This is a genomic window from Bradyrhizobium sp., from assembly GCF_022844465.1.
Taxonomy (GTDB): domain Bacteria; phylum Pseudomonadota; class Alphaproteobacteria; order Rhizobiales; family Xanthobacteraceae; genus Bradyrhizobium.
Genome location: NZ_JALHLP010000004.1, coordinates 19411 through 45471, shown reverse-complemented (window position 1 = coordinate 45471; position 26061 = coordinate 19411). Strand labels below are relative to the sequence as shown.

Below are 26061 nucleotides of genomic sequence, written 5' to 3'. Positions count from 1 at the left end.
CTCAGCATTCCTGTTTGGGGGTCGTGCGAGGCGCCTACCTGGCTTCGCTTGCCTTGATACCTGAGCTTTCGACGAGCTTTGCCACCCGCGGCAGGTCGGCGGCGAACAGGCGCGCATGCGCCTCCGGCGTCAGCTCGTTCTCGGGAAACGGCAGGGTTCCGAGCTGGGTAAGCTTCTCCAGCAGGCCGGGGTCGGACAACGCCTTGCGGAGCGCCGAATTCAACGCGCCGACGGTTTCTCGGGGTGTGCCCTTGGCGACGTAGAGCCCATGCCACATCGAGTAGCTGACCTCGGGCATGCCGAGTTCGGCGGTGGTGGGCACGTCCTTCAACTGTTCGAGCCGCTCCGGTGAGGTAATGGCGATGCCGTGCAGCGTTCCTGCCTGGATCTGCGGCAGCGCATTGGTGACCTGATCCCACAAGAGATCGATCTGCCCTGCCAGCAGGTCGGTAATCGCCGGCGCCGATCCGCGATAGGCCGCAACCGTCGGCTTGAAGCCGAGCACATTACCCATCATCACCGCGCACAAATGGCTGTTGGTGCCGAGGCCGCCATGCGCGAAATTCGCCTTGTCCCCCTGCGCCTTGATCCAGGCCACAAAATCCTTTGGCCCCGCGCCGGGGATCGATTTGCGGCCGATCAAGACCATCGGGGCGGTGTTGACAAGGCCCACCGGCTCGAACGCGGTCGCGGTATCGTACCGCAGGTTGGTGAACAGGCTGGGCGCCGCGAGCAGCCCGACGTGATTGATCAGCACCGTGGAGCCGTCAGGCGCCGAACGGGCAACACGATCGTTGGCCAGAGTGCTGCCGCCGCCGACCACGTTCTCGATGATGACGTTCTGGCCTAGCGCGCGCGACATCCGCTCGCCAATGAGCCGCGCGACCGTATCGGTGCCACCGCCCGCCGCGTAGGGGACGACCAGCGTCACCGTCCTGGAGGGTGATTGCGCCTGGGCCTGCGCCGAGAGCGCCGCCAACCACAGGCCGAGCACTATCAACGCGCTTCCGCAAGACCGGCTGAACACGATGGCGCCCTCCAAGGTTTTTCTTTTTCTTGCCGCATCGCATTGTCGCGGCGCGCGCCTGCGTGCGCAGTCCCGCCGCGGCAGGCTGCGTGGCCGCTGGCCTGCGATCATGCTGAATGCACCCCGGAAAATCAAATGCAAAGCGTGGCCGCCAGTCCGGAAACCGAAGGATTGATCGAAATGAGCGGCCCACGTAAGTTGCTTCGACTGCCGATCATCGTCACCTTCTTCGCCATAACCGGGTGACCATGGAGCAGCTCGGAGGAAATGCGTTGCGCCCAAACCTGTTGAAGCCTCGCCTTGCGGCCGGCGGCTGTGCGTTCGGAACGATGACGTTCGAATTCTTCACGCCCGGCTACCCCGCGATCTGCCGCGAGGCTGGCGCCGAGTTCATCCTCTACGACATGGAGCACTCCGGCGTCGGCTTCGAAACCATGAAGGCGCAGTTCGCATTCTGCCGCGGGCTCGACCTGGTGCCGCTGGTGCGCGTTCCCTCCGGCGACTACCATCACATTGCGCGCGCGCTCGACATCGGCGCGATGGGCATCATGGTGCCGATGGTCGAAACACCCGAGCAGGCCCGGGCAATCGTTGACTGCACCCGGTATCCGCCGGCGGGGCGGCGCGGCGCCGCTTTCAATGTGGCCGCGCACGACGACTATTCGGGCGGGCCCGAAGCCGACAAAATCGCGCAAGCGAACGCGCGCACGATGGTGATCGCGCTGGTGGAGACCGCCAAAGGCATCGAGAACGTCGATGCGATTGCGGCGGTCGACGGCGTTGATGTGGTCTGGCTTGGTCACTACGACTTGACCAATTTTCTGGGTATCCCGGGCGAATTCGACCATCCGAAGTTCCATACGGCTGTCGACCGACTGGTCAAGGCCTGCGGCAAGCACGGCAAGACGCCCGGCTTTCTCGCCGGCAACGAGCAATGGGCGCGCGATTTCCGCGGCAAGGGCTTTCGCATGATCGCCTACGGCGTCGACACTCTGTTGATGCAGGGAGCGCTCGCCCATGGCATCAGGCTGCTGCAGGGTACCGTGACGAAATAGGGCCCACGGCGACTATCGCTAAATCGGACGCCGCGACAGGAACCTCGTTCGTACGTCCATGTTAGCTCCGGGGTATTGCTCAATCCCGGAGTTAGTCATGAAAGCTTTGGTCTACCACGGTCGCGGTGACATCCGTTGCGACACCGTTCCAGACCCCAAAATCGAGGACGGACGCGACGCCATCATCAAGGTGACCGCGTGCGCGATTTGCGGTTCCGATCTCCATCTCATGGGCGGCTTCGTCCCGACGATGAAGTCGGGCGATGTGCTTGGGCACGAATGCATGGGCGAGGTGGTCGAGGTCGGTCGCGACAACAAGCGCCTGAAGGTTGGCGACCGGGTGGTGATACCGTTCTGCCTAGCTTGCGGCGAAATGCCGGATGTGCAGGATGGAACTGTATTCCTGCTGCGAACGGTCGAACCCGAACGCCAAGGAACAGGCGAAGGCGCTGGGCTACGGCGTGGCCGGCGCCCTCGGCTATTCTCACATGACGGGAGGCTATGCCGGCGGGCAGGCGGAATACGCGCGGATCCCGTTTGCCGACTTCGGCGCCTTTATCGTCCCGGATGGGTATTCTGACGAACAGGTCCTGTTCTTGTCGGACATCTTTCCGACCGGCTACATGGCGGCCGAGAACTGCGACATCAAGCAGGGGCAGACCATCGCGGTGTTGGGCTGCGGTCCGGTCGGCCTGTTTGCGATCATGTCGGCCTTCGTGCTCGGGGCGGGCCGGGTAATTGCCGTGGATTCGATCAAGGAACGGATGGACCTGGCGCGCAGGCTCGGTGCCGAGGTCATCGACTTCACGAAGGGCAGCGTCCACGAGCAGATCCTGGCGCTGACCAGGGGAATGGGGCCGGACGCCGTGATCGAGGCGGTGGGCATGGAAAGCACGGCGACGGAAACGATGATGCAGAAGGTGACCTCGGCTGTGCAGGAGACCGTCTCCGCAGCGGATCGTCCTTACGCTTTGAATGACGCTATCCTGACATGCCGGCCCGGAGGCGTCGTCTCGGTGCCCGGGGTCTACATGGGATCCGCGGTGCCGACCGCGGTAGGAGCCTTCATGAACAAGGGATTGACCATGAAGACCGGTCAGACTCACGTCCACAAGTACATGGACAAGCTGATGCGGCTAATCGAGGAGGGCAAGGTCGATCCCACCATGATCATCAGCCACCGCACCGCCGATCTCGGCGACGGGCCTGATCTGTACAAGACCTTCCGTGCCAAGGACGACGGCTGCGTCAAGGTCGTCATGTTCCCGCACGGGACTGGGCCGGCAATGGCAAAGGATCGTGGCGAACGTCAAAAACAGTCGGCTTGATCCGGCCATCGGCGCCGCCGGGCACATCGGTGAACTCACCTTTGTGCCCGGGGTGTTATTGCCGCTGCGAGCGTCCAGGTAGCGCATCTCGCATGGTTTATTTACCAAACACTGCAGATGACGGGAAACCACGTTGCCTAACCTGGGCGCAAGAAATTTGACGCATGCTCTTCGAGTGACGGGGGAAATGGCTGTTCGCGACTGATTGTGATCTTCGTGCGCGATCATGCCACAAACGCTTTTGAAGTATGGGAGTTCTCGCAGTTCAGTTGGGGGATGAAATGAAAGTGACGCAGCTCTACAGTGTTCGCCACTTGCTTGCCGCTACTTGCAGTTTTATCGGCGTGGCATTGCTGGCGATCGGCGCGAGTGCAGCTTTTGACCTGCACACCCCAGAAGCCACAAAGGTGGTGTCTACCGAGGAAACCGTCAGCGCGATCCAGCTCGCGCTCATCATAGGCAATAGCAATTACCCGGACGCCGCCGAACCACTAAACCAACCCATCAACGACGCCACCGGTCTGGCCTATGCCATGCGCCGCCACGGATTCGATGTCGATGTGGTGGAGGACGCCACCAAGGCAGATATGGCTCGCGCGGTCGAGCGGCTAAAATCCAGGATCAAGCCGGGATCCGTCGTGATGTTGTTTTTCGGCGGCTATGGGGTGCAGTCCCGCCACGAAACCTACATGATCCCGACCGATGCGGTGATCTGGAAGGAAGCTGATGTGCGCCACGAGGGCATGTCCGTCGAAACCGTGCTCCACGCCATCAAGGAGCGGGGCGCTCGCGCCACGTTGGCCGTCCTCGACGCGTCTCGGCGCAATCCCTATGAACGCCGTTTCCGCTCCTACTCGCACGGGCTTGCGCCAGTCAACGCGCCCAACAACGCGCTCATCATCTCGTCGAACACGCCTGGCAAGGTCGCCGATGACACGGAGGGCGATCACAGCGTGCTCGTTACTGAGTTGCTCAACGAACTCAATGTGCATGTTAGCGCTGAGGGCGTCTTCAACAAGACCCGCGTCGCCGTCTTTCGCTCCTCCAATGGCGCGCAGATGCCGTCGGTATCCTCCTCGCTCCTGGAGGACGTGCACTTCAGCCCCGACAGTGACCCCGATTTGACGACGGCGTCCATCGCACCGATTGTCACCGAAAACCCAGCGCTGGTGGCGCCGAGGTAAAGCCACCGCCTCGCAGAGAGCGATTGATTTCGCGCTACACCGGCCGTGTTCTGAAGGGCGAGAATCTGGCCGGCGTCGGTCCGATTGGTGACGACGTCGCGTGGTGCGCCGGGGCGTGATCACAGGCGCACCACCTCGCTCTCCATCAGTTCGCGTCAATACACCGTGCCGGGCATCTCAGGCCGGACAGGGTCGATCCCTATGGCGTCCGGCGTCTTCGTCTTGCACATCGCGCCGTTGGTCCCGCACGTTGCGGCGGGAAGGCGGATATACGTTTCAGCGAACACCAGCTCGCTGCCGCGGTGTATTTTCTTGCCGCGGCAGACGTGAGGGCGGCCCGGTTCGCCTGACCGCAGTGACGGCGAGGCGTCGACACGTCCTGCCTCTGGAATGAACAGCGATGCCAGCGCCAGCTTCGCGAATAGAATGGCCAACGCGGACGCGATCGAACGCTTGGATCTGCGAGACATTGGATTTCTCCTGTGGTGGGAAGAGCGGCGGCTACGCCGCCCTGGTCTGCATCAGTTCGGCCCAGCGCTCGCCGGCGCGCCGCTCGTAGTCGTCGGCCAGCGCGTTGAGGGCGGCCGCGCCGTCGCCCTGGAACGAGGGCCCGTACATGAGCGCGAGCGTCGTTGGCTTCAGCGGCGCGAGGCGGCGAATCGCCGAACCCATGCCGGGACTGAGCGCCGAATACTGGAACAGGTTTTCGCCTGCGATCGCCGGACCGACGATGTCGCCGGAGGTCAAGGGCGGGTTATCACCGAGCTGCGTGAACAGGTCGCCGCACAACAGCGTGCCGGTCGATTCCTCATACATCACGCCGGCATCCCATCCGTGCGGCGTGTGCGGCGTGTCGATGTAGCGCACCCGCTTTCCGCCGCCGAGGTCCGTCACTTCACCGTCCGCCAGCGCGCGGGGCGCACGGTCGGACATGTCGTTGAGCGACACCATGACGCCCGTCTGCCCATGGATGACCTGCGCGTTCGGCGCCACCGCCAGCCACTCGTTCATGGCGCCGCACTCGTCAGCCTCGTAATGGCCGAACGCGATAAAGCGCAGCTTTTCGACCGGCATCAGCCTGGCGACGGCGTCCCGGTTGAGCGGAAACATCCTGCGCAGCCCGGTGTGGAACAGCAGCGGCTGCTCGCCGCGGATCAGGAACGAATTGAAGGCAAAGCCCGCCGGCGGCGCGATGTCGGGTACGAAGGTCGAGAGCCGGTAGATCCCGGCGGCGATTTCAGCGATCTTGGTTTCCATGACTTTTCTCCAGCAATTGGGGCGGCCACCAGGGGTGGACAATCGCCTAATTTGGCAGTACATATGTGTGTAGTGATATCTGAGGCGGCTGTCAATATGACTGCACAAGATTGTGTACTGAAAATATGGCGAGGTCCTACACGCTAAAAAAGCGCGCCGAGCAGCAGGCCGAGACCCGCAACCGCATTGTCGAGGCGGCGGTCGACCTGCACTCGACGCTCGGCCCGGCCCGCACCACCTTCAGCATGGTGGCGGAAAAAGCCGGCGTGCAGCGCCACACCCTCTATGCGCATTTCCCCGACGAACTCGCGCTCGCCATGGCCTGCTCGGGGCATGTCTACATGCTCGATCCGCTTCCCGACGCTGCGGCATGGTCCGGCATCACCGGCACCAGCGAGCGGCTTGGCGCCGGCCTCACCGCGGTTTACGGCTGGTACGGACGCCACGCCTCGCTGATGACCTGCCTGGTGCGCGACGTGGAACACCATGCGACGACGCGCGAGGTGGTCAGCTTGCGGGTTGCACCTGTTGTCGTCGGCTGGCACGAGGTGCTCGGCGCGAATCTCGATGCGAAGCAGCGCGCGATGCTGCAGCTTGCGCTCAGCTTTCACACCTGGCGGACGCTGGTGCAGGAGGCCGGACTGAAGGAGGCCGCCGCCGTCAATGCGATGGTGCAGGCGATCGAAGCCGTGCAAGAGACCTGAGCAAGCGAACGACCCCACGGTCGGCAGGCCCGCAACCTCGTTGACAGAATGGGAGGTCCAGCCGCGATCAGGCGGGAGGGATTTGATCGGTTTCACTTGCCCCGTGCATCCGGGTTTGCGGATGATCCTCCTCGACAACGGCTCAGACTTTTGCAACCCTCGTACTGCTGAGACGGAGAGCACGGCAAGCGGTGCAAAGCGGTTCATGACGAACCGCGCGGTACCCGCCGAAAGAACAAATAGCGGCAGCCCATGCGGCCGCACCAGGGAGATGAAGGCCGATGTCCAACAATCAAGTCACGCGCCGCAGGCTGTTGAAGACCGCCGGCGGCATTGCGCTGCTGTCAGGAATTTCCGCGCCGGCCGTTCTGCGGGCGCAAACCGCCGAGGTCATCAAGATCGGCCATTTGACTCCCCGCACCGGTTTTCTCGGACCGCTCGGCGAGTATGCCGTGATGGCCGCCGACCTTGCGGTGGAGGAAATCAATGCCGCCGGCGGCATGGCGGGTCGCAAGGTCGAGCTGTTGAAAGAGGACTCGGTCAATCCGCAAACCGCCTCGACCAAGGCGGAGCGGCTGATCGAGCGCGACAAGGTCGCCTGCATCATCGGCGAGATTTCATCAGCCTCGTGCCTGACCATCGCGCAGGTCGCCTCGCGCACCAAGACCCTCTACATCAACACCGGCGGCAACTCCGACGCGTTGCGCGGCAAGGATTGCCAGCGCTATATGTTCCACGTCGAGTCGCAGAATTCGATGTACGTCAAGACCGTCGGCCGCTCGCTGCTGCGCGATGGCCTGGTCAAGGGCAAGAAGTGGTATTCGCTGACCGCGGACTACGCTTTCGGCCATGATCTCCTCAAGGTTTCCAAACGCTTCATGGAAGCCAATGGAGGCCAGTTCGCCGGCGACGACCTGGTGCCGACCGACGCCGCCGACTTCTCGGCCTATCTGCTGAAGATCCGCGAGGCCAAACCTGACCTCGTCGCGATCAATCTGGCCGGCAACCAGACCACCAATTTCCTCAAGCAGTATGCGGAGTTCGGCCTCACCATCCCGGTCGGGGGGTTCGGCTTCGATACCGCACTGGCCTGGGCGGCGGGCAAGGGCAACTTCGTCGGCACCTGGCCAGTGGTCTGGCATCACCTGATCGACACCCCCGGCAGCAAGGCGTTCGTGGCGGCCTTCACCAAGAAATACAACAAGCCGCCGGAGAACCAGGCCTGGGGCGATTACATCGCCCTGAAGATCGTGGCGCAGACCATCAACGAACTCAAATCGGCGGAATCGCCGAAGATCATCGAGCATTTCGAGAAGGGCGCGAAATTCGACCTGCTCAAGACCCGGCCCGGCTATTTCCGCGGTTCGGACCATCAGTTGATGCACGAGATGTACACGGTCACAGCGCTGCCCGCCGACAAGATCAAGAACCAGTGGGACATCTACTCTTCCAGTCCGGCGGTCCCGGGTCCTTCCGAGGAACTCGAAGTGATCGCCGCTACCAAAGAGGAGAACAGCTGCACGTTCCCGAGCTGACGGGCCGATGGTGACGTCTCTCCGGAGTTCCGGAGCGACGTCACCTCCCTATCTCGTCAACAATCCCCCGGCGCGCGCCGCCGCACATTCAGCAACGGGACCAGCTTGATGTCCGCCGTACTACTGGCCCAGCAAATCCTCAACGGCTTGCTCGACGGCGTGTACTATCTGCTGATCGCGCTGGGCCTCTCGCTGATCTTCTCGCTTGGCGGCATCGTCAATCTCGCGCACGGCGCGTTCTACGCCATCGGCGCCTATCTCACGCTGGTACTGTCGCCCTATCTCGGCTTCGGCGGGTCATTCGTGGCGGCGCCGGTCGTGGTGGCGCTGCTCGGCGTGGTGATCGAGCGCACCTTGTTCAGCCGTTTCTATCGTTCCGATCCGATCCTTTCGCTGCTGATGACGTTCGGCCTTGCCATGGTGGCGGAGCAGGCGCTGCGAATGATCTTCGGCGCACCGCCATTGTCCTATTCGATTCCGCAATGGCTGCGCGGACAGGTGCAGTTGGGCAGCTTCATCTACTCGTTCTATCGCGTGGTCCTGCTCGGCATTGCCGCGGCCTGCATCGCCGGCCTGTGGCTGCTGCTGCAAAGGAGTTCGTTTGGCCGCGTGGTCCGCGCCGGCGTTCAAAATCCGGACATGGTCGGCGCGCTCGGCATTTCGTTGCAGCCCTACATGTCCGCCGTGGCGGCGCTCGGCATCGGGCTCGCTGGCCTGGCCGGCGTGTTGCTGGCGCCGATCTATTCGATCCATCCCGCGATGGGCCAGGAGATCATCACTCCGGCGTTCGTGGTCGTGGTCATCGGCGGCCTTGGATCGTTCTGGGGCGTGGTCGCGGCGGCGTTGCTGGTCGGGCTCGTCAAGGGCGTGATGGTCGGGATCGGCTATTCCGCCGCCTCCACCGCGGCGATCTATCTGTTGATGCTGCTGGTATTGCTGTTCCGGCCACGCGGTCTGTTCGGCGAACGCATCACGCGGTTCGAGTAGGCGCCGGAATGTCCAAGCACCTGCCATTGCCGCTGTTGATCGCCGCCGTCGGGCTGCTGCTGCTGCCGCCGGTGCTGCTCGGGCTTGGCCTGACCATGACCTCGGCCTCCGAGGTCGTCATTTACGCGCTCGCCTGCATGGCGCTGAACATTCTGGTCGGCCACACCGGCCTGGTGTCCTTCGGCCATGGCGCGTGGTTCGGCCTTGCCGCCTATGGCGCCGCCCTGCTGCAGCGAAACTGGATGCCGGACTCCTTCTTCGGCCCGGCCCTGGTCGGCGTCCTGAGCGTCATCGTGATCGCGGCGGCGTTCGGCTTCCTGATTCTCCGACGGCGCGGCGTCTATTTCTCTCTGCTTACACTGGCTCTGGCGGCGATGCTGTACGCGGTGGCGTTTCGCTGGACCGAGGTCACCGGCGGCGAAAACGGTCTCGGCGGCATCACGCGGCCGACGTTGTTCGGCTTCAATCTGGAATCCTCCACCAACTACTACTGGTTGGTCGCGGCAATAGCCCTCGCCGCGCTGGTCCTGCTGTGGCGATTCCACAACTCGCCGGTCGGCAGCGTGCTGGTGGCGATCCGCGAGAACGAGCAGCGCGCGCGTTTTCTCGGCTACCCGACCAACCGCTACAAGCTGGCCGCCTTCGTTCTGTCCGCCGGGATCACCGGACTTGCCGGCGTCCTGCTGCTCTATCAAAACCGCATGACCTCCGCGGATCCGATCTCGGTCGCATTCTCCGGTGAACTGCTGGCGATGGTGGTGATCGGCGGGATGCGCAGTTTTCTCGGCCCGGCGCTCGGGGCGCTGTTCTTCATCCTGTTCCGCGAATTTCTGGGGATCTATACCGAGAACTGGCTGTTCTGGTTCGGTCTGGTATTTGTCGGCTTCATCGTGTTTTCACCGACCGGCTTGATCGGTGTCGGCGAGCGGCTGATGGCGCCGTTTCGCAAGAAGACGACGGAAGATGCCGCGATGTCCGCGCGTCGCATCGAAGCCCTGCCGCTGCCTGAATTCTTGCGGCCGCAAACCCGCATTGACGGACCGGTGCTTGCCGCACGTCACATCATCAAGAGTTTTGGCGGGATCAAGGCCGTTCAGGGCATGGACATCTCGATCGCCGACCGCACGCTGCATGCGTTGATCGGCCCGAATGGCGCCGGCAAGACCACGGCGTTCAACCTGCTGTCGGGCATGTATCCGCCGGACGACGGCGCGGTGTCGCTGATGGGCCGGCCGATCGCCGGACACACGCCGGAGGAGATCGCCGGCGCAGGCATCGGCCGCTCGTTCCAGATCACCAACCTTTTTCCGGCGCTCAGCGTCGGCGAAAACATCCGCCTCGCGGTGCAGGCGCGGCATCCGCGCCGCTTCGATCCGCTCACCAATGCGCTGTCGATCGGCGCTATCAATGCCGAGACCGACGCTGTGACCCGCTATCTCGGTCTGGCGGGCATTGAAACGGTCGAAGCCGGCAACCTGTCCTATGGTGGCCAGCGCCTTCTCGACATGGGCGTGGCGCTCGCCACCGCGCCGCGCGTGCTGCTGCTGGACGAGCCGCTGGCCGGGCTTGCTGCGGCGGAGCGGGAGCGGATCGGCGCCATCATCAAGCGTATCTCGGCGGATCTGCCGGTGCTGCTGGTCGAGCACGACATCGACCGGGTGTTTCAACTGGCGGATCATGTCACGGTCATGAACGAAGGCCGGGTCCTGCTCGACGGCGCCGTCGAGGAAGCGCGAGCCAGCGCCAAGGTGCAGGAAGTCTATATCGGTTCCGGCGCCACCGCGGTTGCGGCGCGCCCGCGGGAAACCGCCGCCCGCGCCAACGCGCTGCTGACGGTCAGCCATGTCGACACTTTTTACGGCAAGAGCCACATTCTCGACGATGTCAGCTTCACGCTGCACGAGAACGAGATCATGGCCCTGCTGGGCCGCAACGGCGCCGGCAAGTCCACGCTGCTGAAGACGCTGGTCGGCATCGCGCCGGCATCAAACGGATCGATCAAGCTCGCCGACAGCGAGCTTATAGGCCAATCGTCGGCGCAGAATGCGAGGCTCGGGATCGGCTACGTGCCGCAGGGCCGCGGGCTGTTCGCGGGCATGAGCGTCGAGCAGAATCTGGAGCTTGGCGGGCTGAAGCGCCAGACCGGCAATGGCGTGCACTGGACCCGGGAGCGCATCTACGAATACTTCCCGCGGATTCGCGAACGGCTCGACAGCCCGGCGGATTATCTTTCGGGCGGCGAGCAGCAGATGGTCGCGGTGGCTCGCGCGCTTTCAGGCGACGTCCGGGTCTTGCTGCTCGATGAACCCTTCGAAGGGCTCGCCCCCAACATCGTCGAGCAGCTGTTCGAGACCTTCGACCGGCTGCGCCGGGAGATCGCGATCATCATCGTCGATCATCATCTCGATCTGGCACTGGCGCTGTCCGACACCACGGTGGCGCTGGAGCGCGGCCGGGTGATCCATCAGGGGCCGTCGAAAGACCTCCGCCACGACCTCGACCTCCGCCGCAAGGTGCTGTGGCTGTGAAAGCGACCTGGCGCGGATGGCCCTGCAATCCCTCGGCGACCCGGGGGCACGGGGTTGTCACCCATGTCTTGGATACGTTTCTTGGGTACGTTTCTTGGGTACGCTCCGGCACGGTACCGCCAAAATATCGAAAACAACCCCATGCAAAGTAGCCGGCGGCGGCCGCGGCCGACGGTTTGGACCGAAAACTTGACTCGTCGGGCAAATCAGCAGCACAATTTCATCATCGCAAAATCCGATGAACGACCGCAGGAACGCAACGGATGCTGTCCGGTGTCACGTCGGGCGCCCCCTCACCTGTGATCGGATGCTGCATCGTGGCAGCTTCTGAGACGTTATCCGGAGAATCCCAAACCGATGCAGTTTGACGACGTCATCCTCGGCCGCCGGAGTATCCGCGGTTACAAACCCGATCCAGTGCCGAAAGAGCTGATTGCGGAAATCATCGGCCTGGCGATGCGCGCGCCGTCGTCGATGAACACCCAGCCCTGGAACTTCTATGTCATATCCGGCGAGCCGCTGGACCGGATCCGCGCCGGCAATACCGAACGGATGGTGGCGGGCATCCCGCAGTCGCGCGAGTTCCGCACCGGCCAGCCCTTTGCCGGCAAGCACCGCGACCGGCAGGTCGGCGTCGCCAAGCAATTATTCTCCGCGATGGGAATCGAGCGCGACAACAAGGACAAGCGCCAGGACTGGGTGCTACGCGGCTTCCGCCAGTTCGACGCGCCTGTGTGCGTGATCATCACCTATGACCGCGTGCTTGACGGCAGCGACGATACGCCGTTCGACTGCGGCGCCGTGGCGACCGCCCTGGTCAATGCCGCCTGGTCGCGCGGGCTCGGCGCCGTGATCAACAGCCAGGGCATCATGCAATCCCCCGTGGTGCGCGAGCACGCCGGAATAGCCGACGATCAGGTCATCATGAAAAGCATCGCGCTGGGCTGGCCGGATGAGACTTTTCCGGCAAATGCGGTGGTGTCGGAGCGGAAGTCGGTTGAGGAGGCAACGGTGTTCGTCGGGTTCGAGAAATAGCGGCGCGCGGGCGGAAGGGCTGGAGATACAGCAGTGATCCTCACCATGGCCCGACGTGCACTCGTATTGGCGGCGGCTCTTGCCGCGGCCTTGACGCCGGTCACGTGCCTTGGCGAAAGCAAGAAGCCGTTGCCGGCCAAGGCGACACAGGAACTGCCGGCCGAACTGCTCGCGCTGCTCGAACAGAAGAAGATGCCGAAATATTCGCCGATCGTTGTGCGTCTTTTCAAGGAAGAGGCGGAGCTCGAAGTCTGGAAACAGGACACCACCGGCCGCTTCCAGATCCTCAAGACCTATCCGATCTGCCGGTGGTCGGGCGATCTCGGGCCGAAATTGTACGAGGGCGACCGACAGGCGCCGGAAGGATTCTATGCAGTCACACCTGAGATGATGAATCCCAACTCCAACTTCTATCTTTCGATCAACCTCGGCTATCCCAATAAATTCGACAAGGCGAACAAGCGCGACGGCAGCTTCCTCATGATCCACGGCGACTGCTGGTCGAGCGGTTGCTATGCCATGACCGACGAGCAGATCAGCGAGATCTATTCGCTGGCGCGCGACTCATTCCGCAGCGGCCGGCCGTCGTTCCAGGTCCAGGCCTATCCGTTCCGCCTGACGCCGGCGAATCTGGCGCGGCATCGAAATAATCCCAACCTGGCCTTCTGGAAAATGCTCAAGGTCGGCAACGATCATTTCGAGACGACGCAACTCGAACCCAAGGTGGATGTGTGCAACCGCCGCTATGTATTCGATGCGCAGCCTCCCCCAAATTCGCCGCACCCTCCGGTGTTCAATCCCGCCGGAAAATGCCCCCCCTTCGTCGTCAATCCGGAAATCGCGCGACGAGCCCAGGTGAAGAGGCGCGCCGACGAGATCGCCTATGCGCAATTGCTTGAAGACAATTTGCCAGTTGCCCCGATCTACAGCGGACTGGACGGCGGAATGAACAAGGCTTTCCTCGCACGGTTTCCAGGCAGAGTGACGCTTGCGATGGTAATGCCGTACGCCTCCTACCTGCCGCAAATGCCCCCGATCCCCTGGATCGACAACGATGGCTCGTTGACCAGCAAATGGTTTGGCGCCTCGTTCTCCAATCCGGCAGTGTGTGATGCGGCTCGTGCCAGCTTCCGATCGAGCCGGTGCTAACCGGAACTGGCCGAGGCGCAGCAACTGCTGACTTGCGCCTTCTCACGATTTCCGGTACTATTTCCGGAAATCTGGAGGGACAGAAATGGGCAAGGCAAAATCCCCTCTTGCGACGCACCGCGCACGCATGGAGCGCCGGGGTTTCGTGCGGGTCGAGGTCCGTGTTCGCAAGGACGATGCGAGCCTGGTCCGCGGTGTTGCCGCGGCCTTGTCCGATCCTTTGCGCCAGTCTGAGGCGCGCAGGCTTCTTCAACAACGTTTTGGCGAGCCGCCCAAAGTGAGTCTGAAAGCGCTTCTTGCGTCCGCGCCGCTTGACGGGATCGACCTCGATCGTAGCGCCGCTCCCGGACGTGACGTCGATCTATGAGCTACCTGATCGATACCAACATCATTTCCGAGGTCCGAAAGGGCGCGCGTTGCGACCTCCATGTGTCGGCCTGGTATGCCTCTATTGCCGATGCGGATCTGTTCCTGAGCACGCTCGTCCTTGGTGAGATCCGAAAGGGCATTGAACTTGCGCGCCCTCGGGACCCGGGCAGGGCAGCCGCGCTCGAACGCTGGTTGGGGGAAATAGAGGCGGCATTCAATGGGCGCGTGCTCGGCATCGACAACGCGGTGTCCGATCAATGGGGGCGTATGAGCGCCATCAGGCCCGTTCCGGCTATCGATGGTCTGCTCGCGGCGACTGCGTTGACCAATGGCTTGACGCTGGTGACGCGCAACGACCGCAACGTCGCCGGTCTGGGCGCATCCGTGTTCAACCCGTTCAATGGCGCCGAAAACGACCGTGGATCGCAACATCCGCGGCGCTCGGCCAGAGCGGCGCATGCATAGATTCTTGAGCGATGACGGAGGGCGAGGAACATGAATCGAACCTCTCCGCGTAGGCCGACGTGGCGGGGAGTAACCCGGCATACTGGAAGCGTGGAACGGCCGGCAGGGCTTTTTCGATGGGCCCCGGCGGACGAAACAACGACAACCCCGTCTTTAAGGCCAACCACCTGGCACCATCCCGGCGCAGGCGGGTCTGGCCCGATTCGCGGCATTTGAACGGTACGCACTCCGCTGGAAAATGCTGTATAATGTCGGGGAGCCAACGCTCCGACCGACGGAGTAACGTGATGACTTCGAAATCAATGGGCCGAGTAGTCGTGTTCTCTGCGGCGCTTGCCGCCTTTGGCATAGCGCTTGTCTTCGCCATCCAGCACGTCCGCCGAGAACGACCTGCTGACACCAACGCTGCAACCGCGGCCCCAGCCGTCTCAAAGCCGGCAGCGGACGCGCGGGATCAGGGTCCGGCCGCGCTGGCCGCAGCGCAAGTGAAAGCAAACGCCGTGGCAGCCGCGCTGGCCGGATCGCCCGTACCGCCGGACAGCGGCGACGACGTGGCGGCGTTCGACGTCGCCCGCATCGAGCCGACGGGCGAAGCCGTGATCGCAGGCCGGGCGACTCCCGGCGCAACGGTGGAACTGCTGCGCAACGGCGAGGTGCATGATCGCGCGGTCGCCGATCAATCCGGACAATTCGTGATGGTCCCGCCGCGGCTTCCCGCAGGCACTTACGATCTGACGTTGCGCCTGAAGCGGCCGGACGGCACGCAGGCTTCGTCCAGGCAAAGCGTCGCAGTGGCCATTGAGCCGGGACCGACCGACCGGCCGGTCGTGGCGCTGATGACTCCGGGCAAACCCACCGTCGTGCTGTCGCAGCCGGCCGCGCCAACGCCGACGGCCGGGGCCGTGGTCGTGGAGACGGTCGAGACCGAGCCGGACGGCAAGCTCCATGTCAGCGGCCAGGCGCGCCCCGGCGCCGCGGTGAGGCTTTATCTCAACGACAGCTTTGTGGCGTCGGTGACGGCCGGCGCGGATGGACGTTTTGCGGTCACGATCAAGGAAGGGGCGACGCCCGGCCGCTACCGCGTCCGGCTGGACGAAGTGGAGCCGAATTCAGGCGCGGTCCGCGCACGCGCCGAGGTGCCGTTCAATATTCCCGACGCGGTGGTCACCGCGTCCGTGCCGGCGCAGGCCGCGGCGGCCGAGCGGCCGGACATTGCCAGCGCTGCAAGACAACCACCGCCGGCGGCCGTCGCGACCGCCCCGCCGGGCGCGGGTTCGACTTCCACCGTGGTCGTGCCGAAGATCGTGACCACCACGGTCTCCCGTGGCGACAGCCTCTGGCGTCTTAGCCGCGACACCTATGGCGCGGGCACGCGGTACGCCATCATTTACAAGGCCAACCGGGAACAGATCCGCAATCCCAACATGATCTACCCCGGCCAGATCTTTGTCCTTCCGACGCCGGACGAGCGGCGATAGCGGCGAATTGCGACGGCGAATTGCGACGCAAAGGCCGCACCGGAAACCGCCTCCAAAAAAGATGGCAGGCGTCACGCTTTCTTTCGCGAGTTCAAGCTCGAATGCCCGCGCCACGACTGCGAGGTACTGTGTACTCGTCACCGTCTGCGGACGTCTCTGCCTGCATCCCAACCCTTCGACAACCCGTTCGGCACGAGTTGTCACCCATGTCTCAGGTCCAAATTGTTACCTATGTGTCCGGGCCGGACACATTGAGCGACTGGCGGAGGGAGAGCAACTGGGATCCAACCTTCTCCGCTTGCGAGACAAGTTTAGAAGACCCCTGGCGGCCGGGCGAGGATTCTTCCGATTCTAGGTCCAAATGGGGCCCGAAGCGGAGCCCCAACGGTACTGAAATAAGGGGTCTTGTGTTGCGGCACTCCAAAAAAAAAGGCCCTGCCACGAGGGTGGGGCCGGCGGCCGGGCTCTCATCTGCCCTCGTCGGGATGCACCCACTTGTAAGGCGTGATCTCCTGCGTCGCGGGTCAGCTTGATCATGTGCACCGGCGGCGCATACCGGCCCTTTTTGCAGGACCGGCATTTCAGCGCGGCTTCCAGTTTCCAGATCGGCGTGTCCCGCGGCCGGCGGATGGCGTTGAGCGGTAAGCTCGCCCTGGTCTTGCAGCGGTTGCATTCGACTTCTAGCCAGCCCAAGCCGCCATTGAGGCATTGCCCGATCGTCGGCGACGGCTGTGCTGGCCCGCCATAGCCCTCCATGCGGATCGACCAGGCGTAGGCCTCGGCTCGGTCTGCTTCACGAGCAGCCTCCTTAGCGCGCGACCCCCGAGCTATGACCCGCCGCAAGGATGGACCCCGCCGCCGTAGGACGCTTAACAGCCCTATTAACCGTCCCCTGAGACGGAAATCGGACAGACGAAAAGCCAAGCTCTCGTCTATGGTCGCGGGATGGACAGGAAGCCCCTCTCATGGCGCGAGAACGCTACGATGGCCGTCGTGGTCATCGGGCTGTGGACCTTCGCATTCTGGCTGTTCAAATTCAGTGGCCTGTCTTGAATCTGCGAGTGGCCTAATTCGGCCAGTACCCATTTTTAGGGCGTTATGCCGCCACCCCCGCGCCCCGCGCCCCGCGCCCCGCGCCCCGCGCCCCGCGCCCCGCGAGCAAATTTGTTGCCTGAACTCTCTAATCAAGCCTTGGATCGCCTTTTTCTACACGTTGACCTAGAGTGTTGCTCGGTGATTCGGGCTGTCTATTGATGCGCGACAGAGCAGGGCAGCGGGCATTTCAAAATGCCCGGCTTCAAAAACGGCAAAAGGCCGACGTGGCGCGATTACTCGAGCGCGCCCTCCAGCTGCATCAAACGGGACTGCTTCCCGATGCCAAGGCCGTCTATCACCAACTGCTGGAGCTTGCGCCCAACCATTTCGATGCGCTTCATTTGCTCGGAACCATAGAGTCGCAGGCCAAGAACTATCAGCAGGCCGAAGTCCTGCTAAGCCGGGCGGTTACGGTGGACCCGCGATCCGCCCAGGCCCAATTGAACCGGGGGGTGGCGCTTTACTGGCTACAACGCCATGAGGAGGCTCGCGAGAGCTATCAAAAGGCCATCGCCTTGCGGCCCAATTACGCCGCTGCCCTGTTCAATCTCGGCAACCTGTGCCGAACCGTTAATCATCTCGATGAAGCCGTCGAGAACTACGACAAGGCGATCGTCGCCAAAGCAGACTTTGCCAACGCCTGGCACGCGCGCGGTCTAGTGCTTTCGCAACTTTCGCGCATTACAGAGGCGCTGGAGAGTTTCGACCGCGCGCTGGCAATCGATCCGCGCCACCTCGACATAATCAACGACAAAGGCCTCGTGCTTTACGACGCGGGCCGCCCGCTTGACGCCCTTGAAACCTACGACCGGGCACTCGGCATCAATCCAAACCTCGTTCATGTGCTGAACAATCGCGGCAACGCGCTATTCGTGCTTGATCGTCTTGATGAGGCGCTCGCAAGTTACGACAAAGCGCTGGCAATCGATGAACGCTTTGCCGAGGCCCATAACGGCCGAGGCGGGACGATGCGCCAGCTTCGGAACTATGACGAAGCGATCGCGAGCTTTAGCCGCGCGCTGTCGATCATGCCTGATTATATCCCAGCGCTGGCGAACCGCGCCGCCACATTTCTCGACCTTCACCGGTATGATGACGCCATGGCAGACTTTGATCGGGTGATCGCGTTGGCGCCTGGCAACGAGGAGGCATGGTTCGGGCGCGCCAATCTTTTGATCCAGGCGAAGCGAGTTGCCGAAGCCCTGCCCGATTGCGAGAGGGCACTTGCGATCGCACCCGATTCCTTTCGTGCGCACAGCCTGCTCGGTCAATGCCTCGCGGCGCTTGGCCGGTTCGACGATGCCATCGCCAGTTTCGACAAGGCCCTGGCAATCAAGCCGGATTTCCCGGAAGCGATTTCCAACAAGATCTTCGCCCTCGATTTCGTCGCCGACGCCGACGTTGCGCAACATCAGCAGGTCCGGCGTACATGGTGGGAGCAGGTCGGCGCGAAGGTCGCGGCAGCGCACGTCGGCGCCCACGACAATGGTCGCGATCCGCAGCGCCGCCTCGTGCTGGGCTATGTCTCGTCGGACTTCCGCGAGCATTCCGCGGCGCTCATTTTCAAGCCCGTTCTGCAACACCACGACAAGGCGCTGTATGAGTCGGTCTGCTACTCTTGCTCGCCGTTCGCGGATGCAACGACGTCGGAGTTTCAACTGATTGCAGACCGTTGGCGCGACGCATCGCAATGGAGCGACGCGCGTCTCGCCGAACAGATCCGCGCCGACAACATCGACATCCTGATCGACCTGTCCGGACATACCGAGGGGCACCGGCTCGGCGTATTTGCGCGCAAGCCGGCACCGGTTCAGGTGCATGGCTGGGGCCATGGCACCGGCACCGGACTGCCGACGATCGACTATTTGTTCTCTGACCCGATCGCGATTCCCTTCGAGGTTCGGCACCTGTTCGCGGAAGCGATTGTCGATCTGCCTTGCTTTGTGACACTGGAACCGTTGCCATCCGGGATTCCGCATACGGAACCGCCGGCGCTCTCCAACGGTTTCATCACCTTCGGCGTATTCAACCGCATCAGCAAGATTTCGGATAATGCCGCGGAAACCTGGACCCAGATCCTCAATCGGGTGCCGCAGTCGAAACTGCTGATCAAGAGTTTCGCGCTTGACGATGGGCTTGTCCGCGACAATTTGCTGGCGCGGTTCGCGCGTTGCGGATTGCCCCCCGAACGTATCGAGCTGATTGGGGCTAGCTCGCGGTCCGACCACCTCGCAACATTCAACCGCGTTGATATCTGCCTCGATCCTTTCCCGCAAAATGGCGGTGCCAGCACCTGGGAATCCTTGCAGATGGGCGTGCCGGTTGTGGCAAAGCTAGGCAACAGTTTACCCGGCCGCGCCGCCGGCGCCATCCTCGCCGCGCTGGGCCTGCCGGACTGGGTCGCGAATAGCGGACAGGCCTATGTCGAAATCGCGGCAACGCGAGCTACAGGATTCGACGATCTTCGACGTCTCCGCCGCGAACTACCCAGACTCATTGAGGCTGCGCCAGCGGGCAATCCCCAGATCTACGCGCAAGCCGTCGATGCCGCCTATCGCGCGATGTGGACCGCCCATTGCGAGCGTAGCCCGGCGTAACCCGTCGTCCAAAATGGAGGCGACCATAAAGTTTTAAGAAGTCCTTGCCGATTTGGTGGACGAGCATCTGACCCGTGAGAGCTACGAGGGGATCGTCCGGGCGCTAGAATTAAAGTTGATCGCCATGCGCGAGCAAGGATCGAAAGAGCTCGCAGACACGGCCGACGAATAAACCATATCCGCGTCGTAAGACCGTCCCGGCCGGCGGCGAGTATTCGGAATACGGCCGGGCGATCAAAGCGCAGTCGAGTGGGCTATTCAAGCCGGAGATGACCTAACACTCGTGCGAAAGGCCCCGTTGGGGAACGAGGCCTTTCCTAAGAGGGGTACATCCGCCCTCCTGTCTTCTATCGGGACGATAGCGAAACGTCATTTTTGCTGGATCAGAAGCACTGGCACGCCGCGAGGTCCGAGCTGTTCGCGCTGGATATCGTCCTCAGACTTGTCGGGCTCAACCCCGTTGATCGGCAGCTCTTTTGTTCACGGACTACTTCTCCCGCCTTACGCCTTTGAATTTTTTGGCGGCTGTTTTCTTGGCGGCGGATTTTTTCACAGCCATGAACTCCCCGGGCTTCTTGCTGCGCTTGGTCCAGGCTGTCACGCCGCCGAGCTTGGCTTTAAGCTGGGTCCGCTTTTTTCCGCTCCTTTTCGAGCGTTATCGCCCTTCGGCTTGTTTACTGCCATCCTCGCCTCCCTTGTTGCCGAAAACTAATTCGGTTGGCCGCAGAGGGTTCCAGCGGCGGAACGAATCACCAAAGCCGTACTTGAATCCCGGTTCTGTTGCGTGGAGTTGCTGTAATGCGTAGGTCCCATTGAACGCCATCGATCGTTCCAAATGACGAAGATCAAAACGTCTACCTGGTGGTCGACGATCTCGGCCGGCACGGGCGCGTCTGGCGGGAAACCGATGCCGAAACGACGGACCTCGAAACCGTTATCCAGGACCTGCTGGGTGGGCAGTACAGAAATCCGGTCCGGGTCGTTTCTTTTAACACCGCCGAAAAATGGTCGCAGAACGTCATTAGTGTTTTTAAGCCTCTCGAAACACTCGGATTTCGAGAACCGTACCGAATCCGCGGAGTCCAGAGCTTCAGAGATATATAGGCCATCGGAGAAGAATGCGGGCGCGCGGCCGGGGAGCAGTACGAGCCAAAGCGCGAAGTCACTGCGATTGCCGGCTAAATTGCCCATACATTTAGACGGAGAATAAGCGCCTAAATGAAGCTGGCGGAGAGAGAGGACCTGGGATCGAACCGTCTCCGGGTAGCCCATCGCAGACTAGGGTGCTCAGTCGCACAGGATCGTGTTGGCAGAGGGAGAGGAACCGGGATCAAACCTTCTTCGGGTAGCCAGTAGCAGCTTGGAGGATTCAGGCGGACTTGAGGGTCTTCTGAAAAGGCGCCCCAGCCAGAGTCGCTTCAGCAACTTTGAGGGGGCCTGCCCGCCAAACTGTAACGGCCAAGAAGCCTCTCCCGCCTGACGCCGCCCGCTCCGAGCGGCACTGTCAGCCGATTACCCTCTCAGTGCAGCCAGATCCCAACAATCCTGGAAGTACTTCGAACCTTTTATCACTCAAGTTTGGCCTCGATCATGGTTTCGGCTACTCGCTACTCGCGATACCCTGATATCCCCTTGCTTGCTACAAAGCGCGTACTGGAGGAGTTCGCCACCCTCTTATCGTTTCCTCCAATAGTTGGCGCCCCAATAATAGAGGGTTGTACGGTCGGTCGGGTAGGTCAAGCCGTAATCGACGCCTGACAAGGCATGCTCAACGTTGTCCCGATCTAGATCAACCATCCTCCAAGAAGGATCTCGTTCATTTATCCTTTGCTGGTCTCGTCCATTCAATCGCGGCCGTCTAATTCTGCCCGCTCTAACGAAATTCTTTTGCGCTTGCACTAGCGAGGCACTATTTGCGCCGCCATCGCTCAAAACAAACCGCAACTGAGAAACATCATCTTGCCATCCGCAAGTCCTGCAAACTTCATCTGAACCCGGCGGCAGGTCAAAAGTCAGGTACCCACAACATGGGCAGGGGTATTCTCGATTTCCGTGCCTCATTGCGTGCGAACCACCAGTCGATTCAAGACTAAGCCTTTTTTTTGGAAGAGCCCTCACTGTAGCTTGCCGGGCTGTCTGCTCCAATAGGTGGGCGACCTCGGTTTGAAGTACGTTTTCGTGCTGCCGTCGGGGTTATACGAGCCGAAGGTGTTTGTCGCCGGCTCATAAACGCGAATGACACCATACGAATCAATCTTGGTTGGGAGACCGTCGGTCTGGGACTGCTTGAAGAATTGCGATGCCTTATTGGCATAGTCGATTGGATCCGTCGCGCCAAAATCAGACCCATGATCATCGAAGTGCTTCTGCAGCGAGTTTGGGTTTCCCCATAACGCATCTTCCAGCCTGCTGCCAAGTTCGCCTCCAATAAGTCGACCGGCCCATGCGGCGGCAAATGCGCCCGGGCCAGTCTCGATGCCGAGTAGCCCGGCAACCGCGCCGCCAACCATACCTCCGATGAATCGTCCTGCCTCGGCATTAAACAAATACCCGAACGCGCCGGTGATGGCGCCGTTGGCGAATTTGCCGCCGCCGGCGACGGAGGCGGTACCGCCGAGCACGGCAGAGGCGACCAGTTTCTGGGCGCCGTTCATACCGCCCATGAGGGGTCCCCCCGCGGCGCCGACTGCACCAGCAAGCGCACCGGACTGGCATGAGCCGCCTGAGGCGACCGACGAGGCACAGCCTACCAGAGCATGGCCTGCGACGTTGAATGCGTGGATCTCCGTTCCGAACGCCGGTTGGAAATGCGCGGGCATGTCGCCGACGGGGTTGTAGTTCGCCAATGCATTGGTTGCATTACCCACCCCGAAGAACGCCGCGGCGGTTACCCCTGCGATAGCGGCCGATCGCAACACTTGGCTGAGATTTCCTCCGGACAGACCGGCGGCGACGGCCGCGCCCCCTGCTGCTGCGGTAGCGGCCAGGGCCATGCCGGCAAAGCCGAGCACGGGTAGAATGACATTCAGCGCGATCGTCGTACCTATCTGCAGTATCGCCCGCGCGATCGGGTTGGTCTGGAAGAAGTGGGTGACCGCCTGGAAGGCGCCGCTGATCGCGTGCGATACGCTGCGGAAGAAGCTCGACAGCCATGAGTATCCGTTCGGGTCGGTGAAGGCGAGCGGGTCGTTGCCGACGTAGGAGTAGCGGTTCCAGCCTTGCGGGTTCATCGGGTCGGTGACGAACGGATCGGCGCTGGTCATCCGCGCCAGCAGGGGGTCGTAGACCCGGCCGTTGAGGTGGACCAGCCCGGACACCGAGAGCTGCTCCTCGCCGGTGAAGCCGCGCGTGGTCTGGCTGGTCAGGCTGCCGGCGGGATCGTCGGTGCCGTCGGGATTGCGGCGCTTGCCCCAGGCGTCATAGGACAGCCGCTCCACCACCACGCCGTACTCGTTGGTGATGACGGAGATCGAGCCGAGGTGGTCGGTGTGGAAGTAGCGCGTGGCCAGCGTCTCCAAGCCGGCCTGCAGCGTGCGCATGCCGACCTTGGCGTTGCCGACCGAGAGGTACTCGGTCCACTTCGCCGACGCCGTGCCGGGATTGCTGATCTCCGCCATCACGCCGAACGCTGCGATATACAGCGTCGTCCCTTCCGGCGTCACCTGTTTGAAGCGCTGGTGCTCGGTATCGTCGAGGAAGCTGATAGTGCGCGCACCCTGGGTAATGCTCGCGGGCTTGTTGTAGGAGGTGTAGGCGATGGTGCGGCCAAGCCCCGCGGTCTGGTTGCCGTTGGGGTCGTAGGTGAAGGTGGTCGAGATCGTGCCGCCGCTGGTGCTCATTACCGCATGCGGCCGCGGCGAGCCGGGCGGCGCATAGCTGTAGTTGCCGACGTCCGACTTCGACAGCATGTTGCCGATCGCACTGTAGGAGAAGGTCTTGACCAGCGGCGCCGGGCTCAGGCTGACCGTCGCCGAGGTCAGGCGGTTGAGCGCGTCATAGGTGAAGGTCTCGCTGAGGCTGGTGTTGGCGTCGCTGCGCGACAGCGGGTTGCCGAGCGGGTCGTAGGTGTAGGAGAGATTTTGCACCGCGTTGCCGCCACCGGTTCCGATGCCGGTCAATCGTCCGGTCGTGGCGCTGAAGCTGCGGGTGGTGACCAGGCCGTTGCCGGCGGTCTGCTGCGTCAGGTGCTGCTCGGCGTCCATCGCATTCGCGGTCCAGTGCACCTGGTTGGTTGCATCGTCCAGCAGCTGGTTGGCGTAGCCGAGATTGTTGTAACCGTAGCGGGCGGTGAAGCCCGAGGGATACGCCACCTTGCTCAGGCGGCCATGGGCGTCGTAGGTCGCGCCCATCACATAGGTCGCGCCGTCGGCGGTGGTCGATACCTGCAGGGGCCGCCCCAGCGCGTCGTAGCTGACGCTGCGCGCAAAGCCGCTGCCGGGACCGGCAACGATGGCCGACGAGGCCAGCTTGCCGATACCGTTCGCCGCCGTGTCATAAGTCCAGACGCTGGTCATGTCGGGCTCGACCCGCTGCACCATGCGGCTAAGCTTGTCGTAGCTGACGCTCGTGATCTGCCCCTTGGCGTCGGCCTGGGTAAGCAACTGGCCAAGCGTGTTGTAGGTGTAGGTCCAGAAGCCGAGATCCGGATCGGCGCTTGCGATCTTGCGGCCGCGCAGGTCGTAGGTGGCCGTCACCACATTGCCGACGGCATCGGTGGTCTGCACCAGGTTGCCGACCGCGTCGTAGGCGTGGGTCATGGTATTGCCGAGCGCGTCGGTGACCGCGACCACCTTGCCCTGGCTGTTCTTGGTCACCGTGCGGGTCTGGTTCAGCGCATTGGTGTCGATCACGGTCAGGCCGTGATAGACGGTCTGCGTCACGCTGCCGTCGGGCTTGGTCTCGGTTACCACGCGACCGAGCGTGTCGTAGCTGTAGGTGGTGAGCTGCGGCGTGCCGCCGGCCAGGAAGTAGGGTCGGCTGGTCTGCGACACCCGCCCCAGCGCATCGTATTGCCGCGTGGCGCGGACGGCTGCGCCGTCAAAGCCTTGCGTCTCGCGCGCGGTCTCGCGATCGAGCAGGTCGAAATACACCAGCAAGACCGGCCCGTTGACAGTGGTGCCATCTGCGGCATAGGGCGTGGTCTTGACCTGGGTGGGCAGTACAGAAATCCGGTCCGGGTCGTTTCTTTTAACACCGCCGAAAAATGGTCGCAGAACGTCATTAGTGTTTTTAAGCCTCTCGAAACACTCGGATTTCGAGAACCGTACCGAATCCGCGGAGTCCAGAGCTTCAGAGATATATAGGCCATCGGAGAAGAATGCGGGCGCGCGGCCGGGGAGCAGTACGAGCCAAAGCGCGAAGTCACTGCGATTGCCGGCTAAATTGCCCATACATTTAGACGGAGAATAAGCGCCTAAATGAAGCTGGCGGAGGGAGAGGAACTGGGGTCGAACCTTCTCCGAGTATCCCAGAGTAGCTTGGAGGATTCAGGCGAACTTGAGGGTCTTCGAAAAAGGCGCCCCAGCCGGAGGTCCCTTTCAGCAACCTTCAGGGCCCGGCTCGATCGCGCGTCGATCAGAGACTTCTTCAACAACCCGCTAGAGGCAAGATTTCTTTATCTCAACACAAAGCCCGACCTGAGCGCTGTGCAATAATTGCTTTGCCTTATTCAGGCTGTTCTTCCTTGTGATGCCGTCAGCGATGGCCATATCTAGCTGACGAATTGCCTTCTCCATTTCAGCGATAAGTGTGTTTCGTTGCTGTTCAGCCGGCCCTCCCGGCAACTTGTCCCACAAGTCGTATGCGGCGACAACGAATTGTAGCGCACCAAGTCCGCACAGGCCGGCACCCACTCCCGTCTCAATCGCCAAGCACCCGATCAGAATCTGGGTCTTTGATATCGCTATCATTTGCGTATCAAACCAAAGTCGCAGATTACTTGGCTTGTCGTTACGAAGCTCGTTGATTTTTTGCTGAAGCAGTTGCTTTGCGCGTACAGCTGGACTGTCATAAGCGAGGGCCGTTTGAATATCGGCATCAGAAAACGCGGCGGCCCCACCAGGTTTGAAAAGCTGCTCCCGTAGGACCTCGGCGCGTGTACACGTCATAGCGTTAACCACGCCAGAACCGCCTGGCAACCAACCATAATACACGATGAACTTATCCGGCTTGGTCTTGAAGCTGGCTAGGCAATCGTTCGGCAACGGTTGCGCTGCGGCCGTCTGCGGCGACATCAACACGTATCCCGACAGAAAAATCAAAGAGATGA

The 26061-nt window shown here is 62.3% G+C and carries 19 protein-coding genes and 3 pseudogenes; 13 read left to right on the top strand and 9 right to left on the bottom strand.

What is annotated here, in order from left to right; translation table 11 throughout:
- Positions 1-34: 34 nt before the first annotated feature.
- Positions 35-994: a tripartite tricarboxylate transporter substrate-binding protein gene (locus tag Q0D31_RS10030; RefSeq protein WP_291849875.1), complete on the bottom strand. Its 960-nt coding sequence runs from the start codon at positions 992-994 to the stop codon at positions 35-37.
- A 305-nt stretch (positions 995-1299) separates the two neighbouring features.
- Here Q0D31_RS10030 and Q0D31_RS10025 point away from each other — a divergent pair, with 305 nt between their 5' ends.
- The 3 genes and pseudogenes from Q0D31_RS10025 to Q0D31_RS10015 all read left to right on the top strand — a co-directional run bounded on the left by Q0D31_RS10025 (position 1300) and on the right by Q0D31_RS10015 (position 4594).
- Positions 1300-2082 carry an aldolase/citrate lyase family protein gene (locus Q0D31_RS10025; protein WP_291849292.1) on the top strand — a complete coding sequence of 261 codons (783 nt, stop codon included), beginning with the start codon at positions 1300-1302 and terminating at the stop codon, positions 2080-2082.
- A gap of 97 nt (positions 2083-2179) precedes the next feature.
- Positions 2180-3410: pseudogene (locus Q0D31_RS10020) on the top strand (zinc-dependent alcohol dehydrogenase).
- Between the two features lie 281 nt (positions 3411-3691).
- Positions 3692-4594: a caspase family protein gene (locus Q0D31_RS10015; RefSeq protein WP_291849289.1), complete on the top strand. Its 903-nt coding sequence runs from the start codon at positions 3692-3694 to the stop codon at positions 4592-4594.
- 155 nt (positions 4595-4749) lie between these two features.
- On the opposite strand, the gene Q0D31_RS10010 is transcribed toward Q0D31_RS10015, so the two are convergent.
- The gene (locus Q0D31_RS10010; RefSeq protein WP_291849286.1) at positions 4750-5064 is read right to left on the bottom strand and encodes a hypothetical protein; all 315 of its coding nucleotides are present in this window, start codon (positions 5062-5064) and stop codon (positions 4750-4752) included.
- A 31-nt stretch (positions 5065-5095) separates the two neighbouring features.
- Positions 5096-5851: an MBL fold metallo-hydrolase gene (locus Q0D31_RS10005; RefSeq protein WP_291849283.1), complete on the bottom strand. Its 756-nt coding sequence runs from the start codon at positions 5849-5851 to the stop codon at positions 5096-5098.
- 125 nt (positions 5852-5976) lie between these two features.
- On the opposite strand from Q0D31_RS10005, the gene Q0D31_RS10000 reads away from it, so the two are divergent.
- The 9 genes from Q0D31_RS10000 (at position 5977) to Q0D31_RS09960 (ending at position 16101) form a co-directional block, all read left to right on the top strand.
- Positions 5977-6555, top strand: a complete 579-nt coding sequence (locus tag Q0D31_RS10000; protein ID WP_291849280.1) for a TetR/AcrR family transcriptional regulator — start codon at positions 5977-5979, stop codon at positions 6553-6555.
- A gap of 281 nt (positions 6556-6836) precedes the next feature.
- Entirely contained in the window at positions 6837-8090 is a 1254-nt protein-coding gene (locus tag Q0D31_RS09995) for an ABC transporter substrate-binding protein (protein ID WP_291849276.1), read from the top strand.
- 108 nt (positions 8091-8198) lie between these two features.
- A complete protein-coding gene (locus Q0D31_RS09990) occupies positions 8199-9077 on the top strand; it encodes a branched-chain amino acid ABC transporter permease (RefSeq protein WP_291849273.1) in 879 nt (292 codons plus the stop codon).
- Between the two features lie 8 nt (positions 9078-9085).
- Positions 9086-11605 (top strand): branched-chain amino acid ABC transporter ATP-binding protein/permease, encoded by a 2520-nt coding sequence (locus tag Q0D31_RS09985; RefSeq protein ID WP_291849270.1) that lies wholly within the window; start codon positions 9086-9088, stop codon positions 11603-11605.
- Positions 11606-11962: 357 nt separating this feature from the next.
- Complete coding sequence (locus Q0D31_RS09980; RefSeq protein ID WP_291849267.1) at positions 11963-12640, top strand: nitroreductase; 678 nt, start codon at positions 11963-11965, stop codon at positions 12638-12640.
- Between the two features lie 45 nt (positions 12641-12685).
- Positions 12686-13789: a murein L,D-transpeptidase family protein gene (locus Q0D31_RS09975; RefSeq protein ID WP_291849264.1), complete on the top strand. Its 1104-nt coding sequence runs from the start codon at positions 12686-12688 to the stop codon at positions 13787-13789.
- Between the two features lie 85 nt (positions 13790-13874).
- The gene (locus tag Q0D31_RS09970; RefSeq protein WP_291849261.1) at positions 13875-14156 is read left to right on the top strand and encodes a hypothetical protein; all 282 of its coding nucleotides are present in this window, start codon (positions 13875-13877) and stop codon (positions 14154-14156) included.
- Complete coding sequence (locus Q0D31_RS09965) at positions 14153-14623, top strand: type II toxin-antitoxin system VapC family toxin (protein WP_291849258.1); 471 nt, start codon at positions 14153-14155, stop codon at positions 14621-14623. The genes Q0D31_RS09970 and Q0D31_RS09965 overlap by 4 nt, the downstream gene beginning before the upstream one ends.
- A gap of 287 nt (positions 14624-14910) precedes the next feature.
- Positions 14911-16101: a LysM peptidoglycan-binding domain-containing protein gene (locus tag Q0D31_RS09960; protein WP_291849255.1), complete on the top strand. Its 1191-nt coding sequence runs from the start codon at positions 14911-14913 to the stop codon at positions 16099-16101.
- Between the two features lie 467 nt (positions 16102-16568).
- Here Q0D31_RS09960 and Q0D31_RS23995 read toward each other — a convergent pair.
- Positions 16569-16944, bottom strand: a pseudogene (locus Q0D31_RS23995) (hypothetical protein).
- A gap of 410 nt (positions 16945-17354) precedes the next feature.
- On the opposite strand from Q0D31_RS23995, the gene Q0D31_RS09955 reads away from it, so the two are divergent.
- A complete protein-coding gene (locus Q0D31_RS09955) occupies positions 17355-19793 on the top strand; it encodes a glycosyltransferase family 41 protein (protein ID WP_291849252.1) in 2439 nt (812 codons plus the stop codon).
- Between the two features lie 274 nt (positions 19794-20067).
- Here the strand turns inward: Q0D31_RS09955 and Q0D31_RS09950 are convergent.
- The 5 genes and pseudogenes from Q0D31_RS09950 to Q0D31_RS09935 form a co-directional block, all read right to left on the bottom strand.
- A pseudogene (locus Q0D31_RS09950) lies at positions 20068-20264 on the bottom strand (hypothetical protein).
- A gap of 237 nt (positions 20265-20501) precedes the next feature.
- Positions 20502-20984 (bottom strand): hypothetical protein, encoded by a 483-nt coding sequence (locus tag Q0D31_RS09945; RefSeq protein ID WP_291849249.1) that lies wholly within the window; start codon positions 20982-20984, stop codon positions 20502-20504.
- Positions 20985-21467: 483 nt separating this feature from the next.
- Entirely contained in the window at positions 21468-21854 is a 387-nt protein-coding gene (locus Q0D31_RS23990; RefSeq protein WP_366518511.1) for a CPCC family cysteine-rich protein, read from the bottom strand.
- Positions 21855-21907: 53 nt separating this feature from the next.
- A complete protein-coding gene (locus Q0D31_RS09940; RefSeq protein ID WP_291849246.1) occupies positions 21908-25183 on the bottom strand; it encodes an RHS repeat-associated core domain-containing protein in 3276 nt (1091 codons plus the stop codon).
- A 207-nt stretch (positions 25184-25390) separates the two neighbouring features.
- Positions 25391-26026, bottom strand: a complete 636-nt coding sequence (locus tag Q0D31_RS09935; protein WP_291849244.1) for a hypothetical protein — start codon at positions 26024-26026, stop codon at positions 25391-25393.
- Positions 26027-26061: the final 35 nt, after the last annotated feature.

Coding starts and splice junctions, on each gene's coding strand:
- Q0D31_RS09935 (WP_291849244.1), bottom strand. CDS start 26,026: ATGTCGCCGCAGACGGCCGCAGCGCAACCGTTGCCGAACGATTGCCTA.
- Q0D31_RS09995 (WP_291849276.1), top strand. CDS start 6,837: ATGTCCAACAATCAAGTCACGCGCCGCAGGCTGTTGAAGACCGCCGGC.
- Q0D31_RS10010 (WP_291849286.1), bottom strand. CDS start 5,064: ATGTCTCGCAGATCCAAGCGTTCGATCGCGTCCGCGTTGGCCATTCTA.
- Q0D31_RS09980 (WP_291849267.1), top strand. CDS start 11,963: ATGCAGTTTGACGACGTCATCCTCGGCCGCCGGAGTATCCGCGGTTAC.
- Q0D31_RS09940 (WP_291849246.1), bottom strand. CDS start 25,183: ATGGGCAATTTAGCCGGCAATCGCAGTGACTTCGCGCTTTGGCTCGTA.
- Q0D31_RS09990 (WP_291849273.1), top strand. CDS start 8,199: ATGTCCGCCGTACTACTGGCCCAGCAAATCCTCAACGGCTTGCTCGAC.
- Q0D31_RS09960 (WP_291849255.1), top strand. CDS start 14,911: ATGACTTCGAAATCAATGGGCCGAGTAGTCGTGTTCTCTGCGGCGCTT.
- Q0D31_RS10000 (WP_291849280.1), top strand. CDS start 5,977: ATGGCGAGGTCCTACACGCTAAAAAAGCGCGCCGAGCAGCAGGCCGAG.
- Q0D31_RS09965 (WP_291849258.1), top strand. CDS start 14,153: ATGAGCTACCTGATCGATACCAACATCATTTCCGAGGTCCGAAAGGGC.
- Q0D31_RS10015 (WP_291849289.1), top strand. CDS start 3,692: ATGAAAGTGACGCAGCTCTACAGTGTTCGCCACTTGCTTGCCGCTACT.
- Q0D31_RS09975 (WP_291849264.1), top strand. CDS start 12,686: ATGGCCCGACGTGCACTCGTATTGGCGGCGGCTCTTGCCGCGGCCTTG.
- Q0D31_RS09945 (WP_291849249.1), bottom strand. CDS start 20,984: ATGGGCAATTTAGCCGGCAATCGCAGTGACTTCGCGCTTTGGCTCGTA.
- Q0D31_RS09970 (WP_291849261.1), top strand. CDS start 13,875: ATGGGCAAGGCAAAATCCCCTCTTGCGACGCACCGCGCACGCATGGAG.
- Q0D31_RS09985 (WP_291849270.1), top strand. CDS start 9,086: ATGTCCAAGCACCTGCCATTGCCGCTGTTGATCGCCGCCGTCGGGCTG.
- Q0D31_RS09955 (WP_291849252.1), top strand. CDS start 17,355: ATGCGCGACAGAGCAGGGCAGCGGGCATTTCAAAATGCCCGGCTTCAA.
- Q0D31_RS23990 (WP_366518511.1), bottom strand. CDS start 21,854: ATGAGGCACGGAAATCGAGAATACCCCTGCCCATGTTGTGGGTACCTG.
- Q0D31_RS10005 (WP_291849283.1), bottom strand. CDS start 5,851: ATGGAAACCAAGATCGCTGAAATCGCCGCCGGGATCTACCGGCTCTCG.